Below are 10416 nucleotides of genomic sequence, written 5' to 3'. Positions count from 1 at the left end.
GGTCGTTCTGCCCGACGCGGACCAGGGGAGCGGACGTGGCGCCGGCGTCGATGGCCAGCATCGCGTTGCGGACGCCGGCGTAGCCGAGCATGCCGTGCTGGGCGTCGACGACCACGTAGTCGTAGCCGAGCCGGGCGAGGCGTTCGGTGGCGACCGGGTCGTCGAGCGCGATCCAGTAGCCGATGGCCTGCTCGCGGTTGCGGATCCGGCGGGCGAAGTCGAGTGCGCTCACGGGCTGCTCTCCTGTTCTCCGGGTTCGGCGCGGGCGGTGGAGCGGGTGCGCTTCCGTTGGAGTTCAGCGCTTCTCGCACGTGATCGCAGCGGGGCGCGGCAGCGCGGTCGGCAGCGGAACTCCCGTGAGCACCTGGTGCTCCGACGCTGACACAACTGCGTGATTTGCGCAACTAAGATGGCGTGATTTGCGCAGCGTCGTGTGCGAGGACGGGGCGCGTGATAAGGCGCTTGCCCGGGCATTCCCAGTTGTGTCCGATTCGCGGTTGGGGTGGGTGAACGCCTGGACCGGACCAGCCCGGCGATCTGTCTTGCGTGTTTCGCGCAGAACGAGCATGCTCGATTGCGCGGCATCGAACCACCGCACCGGTGCCTCGCCCGACAGCTCGATCTCCAGGAGGCCCAGTGAACGCGTCCGCGCCAGTCATAGCCGTCACCATGGGGGACGGGGCCGGCATCGGCCCCGAGGTCGTGGTCGGCGCACTCGCCGACGCGGCCGTGCACGAGCTGTGCCGACCCCTGGTCATCGGGGATGCTCGACGACTGCGCGAAGCCGCCCGGCTGCGCGGTGCGGCGGTCGAGGTGGTCGCGGTCGACTCCGTCGCCGAGGCGCGGTTCGAACCCGGGCGCATCGACGTCGTCGACCTCGGTCTGCTGCCGGGAGATCTGCCGTGGGGAGAGCTGAGCGCGGTGGCCGGCGAAGCGGCCTACCAGTACGTGCGCGTCGCCGCGGAACTCGCGGTCGCCGGCGAGGTCCAGGCGATCTGCACGGCCCCGCTCAACAAGAAGGCGCTGCACGCCGCGGGGCACGACTTCCCCGGGCACACCGAACTCCTCGCCGCGCTCACCGGCACCGAGGAGGTGTCGATGATGCTGTCCACGCCGAAGGTCAAGGTCATCCACGTGACCACGCACATCGGGCTGATCGACGCGATCGCCAAGATCGAACCCGGTCTGGTGGCGCGCACGGTCCGCCGCGGCCACGCCGCGATCCGGGCGTCCGGTGTCGACGAGCCGGTCATCGGGGTGTGCGGGATCAACCCGCACGCGGGGGAGAACGGGCTGTTCGGCGCGGGCGAGGAGGAGGAGAAGATCGTTCCGGCGCTGGAAGAACTGCGCGCCGAGGGCATCGACGCGCGCGGTCCGCTGCCCGCCGACACCGCGTTCTTCCTCGCCGGCCGCGGGGATTACGACCTGATCGTCGCGATGTACCACGACCAGGGGCACGCGCCGGTCAAGGTGCTGGGCATCGAGGCGGGTGTGAACATCACCGCCGGGCTGCCGGTGATCCGCACGTCGGTGGACCACGGCACGGCTTTCGACATCGCGGGGACCGGCACGGCCGACGTGGGTAGCATGGTCGAGGCCCTGCGCCAGGCCGCGGACCTGGCGCCGGTTTCCGTCAGCTGAAAGGGACGTCCGAGTGCCCCGCGATTCCAAGCTCCGCCGGGAGGCCATCGTCCAGCTGGCCACCACCACCGGTCTGACCGGTGTGGACGAGTTGTCCGCCCACTTCGGGGTCACCGCCTCGACGATCCGGCGCGACCTGGCCCAGCTGGAACGGGCGGGCGCGCTGGCCCGCACCTACGGCGGCGCGATGGCGATCGTCGCCCACCCCGAGGCGAGCCTGCGCCAGCGCGTCGGCGAGGAGTTCGAGGCGAAGCGGGCCATCGCCCGCTGGGCCGCCCGCCAGATCGGCGTCGGCGAAACCGTGCTGCTCGACGCGGGTTCGACGACCGGGGCGCTGGCCAACGAACTGCGCAACGGCCCGGAGCTGACCGTGGTGACGACCGGCATGACGGCCTTGCAGGAGCTGGCCGCGTCCGACGTGGTGACGGTGGAATGCCTCGGCGGCGTGCTCCGCCCGAAGAGCCAGGGGTTCATCGGCCCGCTGGCCGAAGCGGCGCTGGAGCGCCGCACTTTCGACCGGGTCTTCCTGGGCGCCGACGGCGTCACGGCCGACGACGGCATCTGCGAGGCCGACATCCGCCAGACCCGCCTCAAGGAGCTGATGGCGCGCCGCGCCGACCACGTCTACGTGCTCGTCCACGCGGCCAAGATCGGCCGCCGCCCCTTCCACGCCTGGGCCCCACTCCCTCCGAAGTGGACACTCGTGACGGACGCATCGGCCGTCGAAGAGGACCTGGAGCCGTTCCGGGCAAAGGGAATTCGAGTGGTGCTCGCCGACGAAACGGGCAACGACGTTTCGGGCGGCTAGCGCGGTCGGGCATACTCGTCCGGTCGAAGATCACGTGAGATGGGGAGATCTGGGATGACCGCGATGAGCCGGGCCTACCTCGAAGCGGCGGAGTCGGCAGTGCGACTGCTCCGCGACCCGGCGGTTGCCGCGGCCTGGGACCGGCCCAGCGCGCTGGCGGAGTTCAGCGTTCGCGGCCTGGCCGGACACCTGGGCTGCCAGGTCTTGTACAGCTCCCGGCTGCTGGCTGCCGAACCGACGGCGGAGAGGCCGCTGTCCCTCGCCGAGTTCTACGCCGCTGCCGAGGCTTTCAGCACCGGAACCGACTCCGACGTCAACGTCCGCATCCGCAAGCAGGGCGAGGAGGCAGCGGCGCGCGGAGTCGAGGCGCTGGCCGACGAGGTGGCCGCGGCCATCGACGAGCAGCGCACCGCCCTGCCGGCCGAACCGGACGACCGCGTGGTCTCCTTCGGGCCGAGGCCGGTCCTGCTCACCGACTTCCTGGTCACGCGGATGATGGAGATCTCGGTGCACTCCGACGACCTGGCCGTGAGCGTGGGCATCGAGACGCCGGAACTCCCGGAGTCGGTCGTCGAACCGGTGCTCGCACTGCTGTCCGGCCTCGCCGTTCGCCGCCACGGTCAGACGGCGGTGCTGCGCGCGCTGAGCCGCGAGGAACGCGCGCCCGGAACGATCGCAGCGATCTGATCCCTGCGAAGCGCCCGCCGCAGATCAAGGGGTGTATATCATCGGCGCATGCCCGATAAGGCCCGTCCGAACGAAATGCGTGCTTCCAACGCCGACCGCGACGCGGTGGTGCAGCGGTTGCAGGAAGCTGCTGGTGAAGGGCGCATCGACTTCTCCGAGCTGACCGAGCGGGTCGACCGGGCGCTGGCCGCCAAGACCTACGCCGAGCTGGAGCCGCTCACGGCCGACCTGCCGTCCGGGCGCTCCGCGGACCCGGGCGAGCCGCTGCTGCTCAAGGGCGGGTTGCACGGCGCGTCGCGGACCGGCCGGTGGCAGGTTCCGGGGCAGATCAGCGCGCACGGCGGGATGGGCGGGGTGACGATCGACTTCACCCGGACCGACTGCCGCCTGCCGGTCATCGACCTGGAGGCGCACGGCCAGATGGCCGGGGTCACCATCGTCATCCCCGAGGGCTGGGCTGCGGAGACCACCGAGATGGATCCCGGGATCGGCGGGCTGAAGGACAAGACCACGCCCGAGCGGGAAGCCGGTGCCCCGCTGATCCGCCTCAGCGGGACCGGTGGGATGGCAGGCGTGGTCATCCGCCACCCCAACGCCTGGGAACGCCGGAAGCTGCGCCGCCTCTCCTGACCTCGTGCGCGGGTGTGCGGATCGCGGCGTGGAATGATGCCCGGCGTGACTGAGGCGAGCGTGCACGACCACCGCGTGTTGTACGGCTGCATGGGGCTCGGCGGGAGCTGGGACGCCGAACCCCTCGGCGCTGGCGACATCGCCGAGGCCGAGGCCGCGATCCGGGCGGCGCTGGACGCCGGGATCAGCATGTTCGACCACGCCGACATCTACCGGCGCGGCAAGGCCGAAGCGGTGTTCGGCGAGGTCCTGGCCCGCACGCCCGGGTTGCGCGAGCGCATCGTGCTGCAGACCAAGTGCGGGATCCGGCTCGCCGACGGCGACCGGCCCGGGATCTACGACCTGCGCGGTGCCAGCATCGTCCAGCGGGTCGAGGAGAGCCTCGCCCGGCTGCGCACCGACGTGATCGACGTCCTCCTGCTGCACCGGCCGGACCCCCTGGCGGACCCGGAGGACATCGCCAAGGGGCTCATGTCGCTGCACGAGCAGGGCCTGGTCCGCCAGTTCGGCGTGTCCAACATGAACGCCGCGCAGATCGCGCACCTGCAAGCGCACCTCGGCGTGCCGCTGATCGCCAACCAGCTCGAGATGAGCCTGCTCCGCCGCGACTGGGTCGAGTCCGGGGTCCTGGTGAACACCTCCGCGGGCGCGGCGAACGGTTTCCCGGCCGGGACGATCGAGCACTGCCGGATGAACGGCATCGGCCTGCAGGCGTGGGGGCCGCTGGCGAAGGGGCGCTTCACCGGCCGCCAGCAGAGCCCGGCCGAACGGGCGACGGCGCAGCTCGTCGCCGACCTGGCCGAGGCGAAGGGCGTCACCCCGGAGGCCATCGTGCTCTGGTGGCTCCAGCGCCACCCGGCCCGGATCGCGCCGGTCATCGGGACGACGAACCCCGACCGCATCCTGGCCTGCCGGTACGCGGCCGAGCGGGAACCGGAGCTCACCCACGAGGAGTGGTACCGCCTCTGGATCACGGCCCGGGGCGAAGCCCTGCCCTGATCGTCCACATCGGACTCGTCTCGAACGGATGTGCCGACCGAGCGCTCCGGCGCTTCCGGCCGGACAATGCGGGGTGCGTGGTCCGCGACGGGAGGAGGCGGGGCCATGGGCTCGATCAAGGCAGTCGGTCTGGTCCAGCATCCGCGCCGGGACTGCGCCGGAGTGGTCGGGGTGATCGCGGAGTGGGCGGCCGCGCGCGACATCGAGGTCGTCGGCATCGCCGGCGAGACCCGGTCGTCGATCACGGCCCTGACCTCGGAAGACCTGGGGCAGCGGGCTGACCTCGTGGTCAGCCTCGGCGGCGACGGCACCATGCTGCGCGCGCTGCGGATCGCGTGCGGTGACGGCACGCCGGTGCTGGGCGTGAACCTGGGGCGGTTGGGATTCCTGCCCGAGATCGACACGCACGAGCTGGAAGCGGCGCTGTGCGCGATCGACGAGGACCGCTTCACCATCGAGACCCGCTCGGGTCTGCACATCACGAGCCAGGGCCGTTCGGAGATCGCGTTCAACGACGTCGCGCTGCTGCGCTCGCCGGGGCAGGCGATGGCTGCGATCGAGGTGTGCATCGAGGGGCACCCGTTCGTCCGCTACTCCGCGGACGCGATCGTCGTGGCGACCCCGACGGGCTCCACGGCGTACAGCTTCTCCGCGGGCGGCCCGATCGTGTCCCCCAGGGTCGAAGGCCTGCTGATCACGCCGGTGGCGCCGCACTCGGCCTTCAACCGGGCCCTGTTCCTGTCCGAGCGCGAGGCCCTGGCCCTGCAGATCCTGCCCACCAGCGGCGAGCTCGGCGTCGAGGTCGACGGCAGGTTGGTCGCCCGCCCGCAGCCCGGAACCCTCGTCGACATCACCGTCGAACCAGCGGCGGCCCGGGTGATCCGCCTCGGGCGGACCACCTTCTACCAGCGGGCCCAGCGAAAGCTCCGCCTCACCGGCTCCCCGACCGTCTGACCGGGGCCGTCACCTCACGTGGTGCCGATTTCTTGGTGCGCGTGGGGATTCAGCGCGAACGGTCCCGGCCGGACGCCGCTCCGGATGTAGCTTGTTTCTAAGATACGTGATACTAAAGTATCTGCAGGGAATCGACGGAGCAGGGAGATCGACCGTGACGGACTTGAGCCAGGCCGACCGGCTGGTCGCCAGCGTCGGGCGGCACATCGAGAAGATCTGGGACTGGGACGCCTTCCCCGCCAGCCGGGGCTACCCCGAACTGGCCCGGGCGCAGATGCGCTACATCGGTTCCGGCGGTTCGCCCAAGACCGGCGACGAAACCACGTTGGTGCCCAAGCACTTCACCACGAGCCTGCTGTACCAGGATCCGGATCGCTACGCCGCCGTGCACACGCACGAGATCGAGGAGATCTTCCTCATCCACTCCGGCCGGATGGTGGTCAGCTGGGACTTCGACGGGGAGTTCGTCGACATCGTGCTGGGGCCGGGGGACGCGCTGGTCAATCCGGCGGAGCGGGCGCACGGCTTCCGCAACGACGGCCCCGAGCCGATCGTCGCGCAGTTCATGGTCGGCCACCCCAAGCCGATGATGCCGAACTACCGGTCCCACCCGAGCAAGGGCGACGGAGCCCCGGAGTTCCGCCAGCCGTTGCCGGACCCGGCCGACCCGCGGGTGGTCGAGGCGCACCAGTACGTCGTGCGCGGCGCGCAGGCTCCGATCCACTGGCACACCCTGGACAACGGGTCGGAGCTGGCGACCCAGCCGTACGTGCTCCCGGCGGAGCAGGGCGGCGTCGTGCCCAGCATCCGGTTCAGCCTGGAGTTCCTGCACCTGCCCGAGCGGGCCGAGACGCTGACCTACACCTTCGACCACGAGGTCGCGTTCATGGTCTGGGAAGGCCAGGTGGCGGTGGAGTTCACCGACGGGGAGCAGGCCGCGTCGACGCTGCTCGGTGCGCGCGACCTGGTCCTGGTCGAGGCGGGGCAGACGTTCCGGCTGCGCAACAGCGGTGCCGGGGTGGCCAAGCTGTCGGCGGCGCTGGGCACCGCGACGCCGGCTGCCGATCGGTGGACCAACGCCGGCTGAGCGCTCTTCGGCTATTTCGTCTCGATGGCTTCCCGCACCGACCCCTCGAGCAGGGCGAGCGCCCGCTCGATGGTCTCGCGGTCGTCCTGGCCCAGGTGGGCGAGCAGCAGCTCTTCGCGATCCAGGTGGCCGCTGAGAACGCGATCGATGAGCTTGCGGCCCGCCGGGGTCAGTTCGGCGTAGCTGACCCGGCGGTCGGTCGGGTGCTGGCGGCGGCGGATCAGCCCGTCCGCCTCCAGCGCGTCCAGCCGCCCGGTCATCGCACCGGAGGTGACGAGCGCGGATGCGGCCAGCTCGGACGGCGTCTTCCGGTACGGTTTGCCGCCGCGGCGCAGGTTGCACAGGATGTCGAAGGAACCGGGGTTCAGCCCGAACGACTTCAGGTAGCCGCGGAGGCTGCCGGAAGCGAGGTCGGCGATCCGCCGGACCCTGCCGAAGATCGCGATCGGGGAGGCGTCGAGGTCCGGGCGCTGTTCCCCCCACTGCGCGAGCACCTCTTCAACCGGGTCCATTCGTCGTCGACTCCTCGTAGGCCAGGGGTTGAACGGAGCTTAACCGATGGTCGCAGCTCGCTCGTGCAGAAGCTGCTGACCACCAAGTCGTCGCTGCCTGCACGCAAGCATTGATCACGACGTTCTGCGAGGAGCACCCGTGACGAACTCCCCATCACTGCGCGTCGGTCTTCTCGGCTTCGGTTCGATCGGGGCCAAGGTAGCGTCGGAATTGGACGCCGGAGCCGTGCCGGGCGCTCGGGTCGCGGCCGTGCTGCGCCGCCGAGCCGACGCAGGTCCGTCCGCTGTGGACAGCCTCGCCGAGTTGCTGCGCCGCTGCGACGTCGTGGTGGAAGCGGCGGGACCGGCCGTGCTGCGGGAGGTCGCGGCGCAGGTGCTGGACACCGGCCGGGACCTGGTCGCGGTGTCCGTCGGCGGCCTGTTCGAGGACGGCTTCGTGGACCGGCTGCCCCGGCGCGGGCGGCTGGTGCTGTGCTCAGGCGCGATCGGCGGCCTCGACCTGCTGCGCGCGGCGGCCTTCGCCGGGCCGCTCCGCCGGGTGCGGATCACCTCCCGGAAGAAGCCGCGATCGCTGCTGCAGCCGTGGATGGAAGCCTGGGTGGCGGACCGGCTGAAGACGATGGAACCGGGCGACGAGCCGGTGGAGCTGTTCGACGGCGGTGTCGCGCAGGCGGTGCAGCTGTTCCCGAACAACGTCAACGTGGCCGCGACAGTGGCTTTCGCCGCCGGTGATCGCGCACTGGTCGAGGTCTGCGTGGTCGCCGACCCGGCTGCGACCCGCACTGCGCACGTCATCGAGATCGACGGGTCGATCGGCAGCTACCGCTTCGAGATCGCCAACGACCCGTCGCCGCGCAATCCCGCATCCAGTGCGGTGGTCGCCTATTCGGTGCTGCGCAGCATCGCCGATCTCAGGGCGACCGGCGTTCGGATCGGCTGATCGGCCGGTCCTGCTCCCGGAAGCAACCCGAATCGAGGAGCCCGACATGACGGATCCCGCCGCGGTCCCCGAGCGCTCGGGACTGCACCTGGTCGAAGCGGGCAGCGGGCCCGATCTCCTCTGCCTGCACGGGATCGGCTCCTGCGCGGAGTCGTTCCGCCCGCAGCTCGACGGCTTGGCCGGCACGGCGCACGTCATCGCGTGGGACGCCCCGGGGTACGGCAGATCGGCCGATCCGGAGTCCGAAGTGGACATCACCGGCTTCGCCGATGCCGCCGCGGACGTCATCCGCAGTCGTGCCAGCGGTTCTGCGCACCTGCTCGGTGTCTCGTGGGGTGGGGTGATCGCGCAGGCGCTGGCGCTGCGCCATCCCGGGCTGGTCAGGAGCCTCGTCCTGGCCGACTCCAGTCGGGGCAGCGGCCGGACTCCGGCAGGTGCCGTGAAGATGCGCGCCAGGGCAGCCGAACTCGCTGAACTCGGCCCGGAGGAGTTCGCCCGCCGCCGCGCGCCGCGCCTGTTGTCCGAGCAGGCACCGCCCGAGCTCGTCGAGCGGGCCATCGCCATCATGACCGGGGCGCTCCGGTTGCCCGGTTACCGCTACGCGGTGGAGGCGATGGCCGACGCGGACACCTCGCCCCGGCTCGCCGAGATCCGAGTCCCCACCCTGGTCCTGTGCGGGGACCGCGACCGGGTGACCGGGATCCCGGAGAGCCGGGCGCTGGCCGACGGCATTCCCGGCGCGGTGTTCGAGACCATCTCCGGCGCCGGGCACCTGGCCAACCAGGAGCGGCCGGAGTCGTTCAACGCCCGGGTCTCGTCCCACATCGACGCCGTCGAAAGCCTGCGCGACGATCAGGCGGTCTGACCTGGCTGCGGTTTCAGCACTGCGGGTTGGTCCGCCGGAGGGTGCTCGGCCGAGGTGTGCGGTCCACGTCCCCTGAGCAGAGCGACCGCTCCGAGCAACGTGAGCACCTGGGTCGCCGCGAGCAGCCCGTATCCGGCGGCGAACCCTTGGTTGCCGCCCAGTGCGATGGCCACGCCCATCAGCATCGGCAGCAGCGCGGACACCAGGTTGCCGATGCCGTTGATGACGCCGTAAGCGCTGCCGACGGTGCCCGGCGGCGCGTACTGCTGCACCAGCGTCGGAATCGCCGGCCCCTGCAGGCCCCAGAACCCGTTGGCCAGGATCAGCATGGCCGCCGCCAGCCAACGCGACTCCGCGAACATGACCGTGGTGGCGCACAGCGCGGTGCCCACGCTGCCGATCACCAGCACGATCGGCACTCGGCGAGGTGACACGCGGTCGATGACGTACCCGCCGAGGAAACCGGATGCCAGGCTGACCACGAACGGCAGCGCCGACAGCGCGCTCATCTGCGCCAACGAGAAGTGCCGTGCCTGCAGCAAGTACGACGGGAGCCAGGACGTGCTGCCCCACAGGTAGCCGAGCGTGGCGACCTCGATCAGCAGGATCCAGCCGAGCTTCGGCGTGCGCAGCGCCGCCGTGAACCGCTGGACGGCTGGTTGCCGGACGCCCGTTCGCCGCCGGGAGACTCGGATGAACGCCGCGACCAGCGGCAGTCCCACCACCAGGTTGAGCGCGGCGAGCAGCAGGAACGAGCCGTGCCAGCCGAACTGCACCACGGCGAAGGTGATCACCGGAATGCCCACCGCTGTGCCGATGGACACGCCCATCGAACTGACGGCGTTGGGCTTGCCCCACGTGCCTTCTGCGAACTGGTCCTTGACGTACATGGTCTTCAGCGAGAACAGCGGTCCCTCGCTGGCCCCGAGCAGGAACCGCAGCGTCAGCAGCAGTACCGCGCCACCGGCGTACGGGGAGACGAGGGTGAACAGCGCCCAGCACAGCAGGCTGACGATCAGGCCGCGTCGTACGCCGAACACCGCTTCGTACCACGGCGTGATCAGCATGGCCGCGATCCCGTAGCCGACCAGGAAGAGGGTCATCAGCGCGCCTTGCACCGCGCGGTTCCCCTCGATCCCGAAGTGCTGGGTGAAGTCGGAATCGGTGATCAGCACCGACACGTTGACCCGGTCGATGTAGGAGATCGCCACGACGACCAGCAGCGTGAGCACTCCCAGCCACCGGGCCAGCGAGCCGGTGCGCTGCCCGCCTTCCCTCAGTGCGGTCACGTGG

General features: G+C 70.9%; 11 protein-coding genes and 1 pseudogene. 9 read left to right on the top strand and 3 right to left on the bottom strand.

The annotated features are described in order from the left end of the window. A pseudogene (locus OU415_RS36925) lies at positions 1-232 on the bottom strand (aldolase); the annotation flags it as partial. A 437-nt stretch (positions 233-669) separates the two neighbouring features. On the opposite strand from OU415_RS36925, the gene pdxA reads away from it, so the two are divergent. The 7 genes from pdxA (at position 670) to OU415_RS36890 (ending at position 6806) form a co-directional block, all read left to right on the top strand. Continuing rightward, positions 670-1641 carry a 4-hydroxythreonine-4-phosphate dehydrogenase PdxA gene (gene pdxA, locus OU415_RS36920; RefSeq protein ID WP_270954373.1) on the top strand — a complete coding sequence of 324 codons (972 nt, stop codon included), beginning with the start codon at positions 670-672 and terminating at the stop codon, positions 1639-1641. A 13-nt stretch (positions 1642-1654) separates the two neighbouring features. Further along, positions 1655-2449 carry a DeoR/GlpR family DNA-binding transcription regulator gene (locus OU415_RS36915; protein ID WP_270954372.1) on the top strand — a complete coding sequence of 265 codons (795 nt, stop codon included), beginning with the start codon at positions 1655-1657 and terminating at the stop codon, positions 2447-2449. A 54-nt stretch (positions 2450-2503) separates the two neighbouring features. Then, positions 2504-3136, top strand: coding sequence for a maleylpyruvate isomerase N-terminal domain-containing protein (locus tag OU415_RS36910; RefSeq protein ID WP_270954370.1), 633 nt, complete (start codon positions 2504-2506; stop codon positions 3134-3136). A 48-nt stretch (positions 3137-3184) separates the two neighbouring features. Then, on the top strand, positions 3185-3766 hold the full coding sequence (locus OU415_RS36905) for a DUF1707 SHOCT-like domain-containing protein (protein ID WP_270954369.1): 582 nt from the start codon (positions 3185-3187) through the stop codon (positions 3764-3766). 45 nt (positions 3767-3811) lie between these two features. After that, entirely contained in the window at positions 3812-4765 is a 954-nt protein-coding gene (locus tag OU415_RS36900; RefSeq protein ID WP_270954367.1) for an aldo/keto reductase, read from the top strand. Between the two features lie 105 nt (positions 4766-4870). Beyond that, positions 4871-5719 (top strand): NAD(+)/NADH kinase, encoded by an 849-nt coding sequence (locus OU415_RS36895; RefSeq protein WP_270954365.1) that lies wholly within the window; start codon positions 4871-4873, stop codon positions 5717-5719. Positions 5720-5873: 154 nt separating this feature from the next. Next, positions 5874-6806 carry a cupin domain-containing protein gene (locus OU415_RS36890; RefSeq protein ID WP_270954364.1) on the top strand — a complete coding sequence of 311 codons (933 nt, stop codon included), beginning with the start codon at positions 5874-5876 and terminating at the stop codon, positions 6804-6806. Between the two features lie 11 nt (positions 6807-6817). On the opposite strand, the gene OU415_RS36885 is transcribed toward OU415_RS36890, so the two are convergent. Beyond that, complete coding sequence (locus OU415_RS36885) at positions 6818-7318, bottom strand: MarR family winged helix-turn-helix transcriptional regulator (RefSeq protein WP_270954362.1); 501 nt, start codon at positions 7316-7318, stop codon at positions 6818-6820. Positions 7319-7457: 139 nt separating this feature from the next. On the opposite strand from OU415_RS36885, the gene OU415_RS36880 reads away from it, so the two are divergent. Both OU415_RS36880 and OU415_RS36875 read left to right on the top strand, forming a co-directional pair. Beyond that, positions 7458-8258 (top strand): aspartate dehydrogenase domain-containing protein, encoded by an 801-nt coding sequence (locus OU415_RS36880; RefSeq protein ID WP_270954360.1) that lies wholly within the window; start codon positions 7458-7460, stop codon positions 8256-8258. 46 nt (positions 8259-8304) lie between these two features. After that, the gene (locus tag OU415_RS36875; RefSeq protein WP_270954359.1) at positions 8305-9123 is read left to right on the top strand and encodes an alpha/beta fold hydrolase; all 819 of its coding nucleotides are present in this window, start codon (positions 8305-8307) and stop codon (positions 9121-9123) included. On the opposite strand, the gene OU415_RS36870 is transcribed toward OU415_RS36875, so the two are convergent. Next, positions 9111-10416, bottom strand: a 1306-nt coding sequence (locus OU415_RS36870) for an MFS transporter (protein ID WP_333779288.1), incomplete at its 5' end; no start/stop codon positions are given. The genes OU415_RS36875 and OU415_RS36870 overlap by 13 nt on opposite strands.

Origin of the sequence: Saccharopolyspora oryzae, from assembly GCF_027853915.1 — a bacterium.
GTDB lineage: Bacteria > Actinomycetota > Actinomycetes > Mycobacteriales > Pseudonocardiaceae > Saccharopolyspora > Saccharopolyspora oryzae.
The sequence above is the reverse complement of the archived record's forward strand: the minus strand, read 5'-3'. Positions and strand labels throughout refer to the sequence as shown.